The organism is Frigoribacterium sp. AC759, from assembly GCF_979256015.1.
On record NZ_CEEDMT010000171.1, the window covers coordinates 1 to 240 of the forward strand.

Genomic DNA, 240 nt, shown 5'->3' on the forward strand with positions numbered 1-240 from the left:
ACGAGGTAGGGCTCGAACGCGATCGTGTAGAACTGGAAGACCGAGCGGTCGGAGAAGGCCAGCCAGGGCAGGTAGCCGGCCGCGACGCCGACGAGGATCGCCCCGCAGCGCCACTCGCGATGGCGGACGACCCGGTAGACCAGGTAGAGACAGGCCGCCACGGCCGCGTACAAGATGACCGGGTTCGCCACCGAGGTGATCGCCTCGCCGCAGCGCGCGACCTCGCAGCCGCCCTGACCC

The 240-nt window shown here is 70.4% G+C and carries 1 pseudogene; it reads right to left on the minus strand.

The features are described 5' to 3' along the window. Positions 1-240 (minus strand): annotated as a pseudogene (locus ACZ6JE_RS15530) (dolichyl-phosphate-mannose--protein mannosyltransferase); the annotation flags it as partial.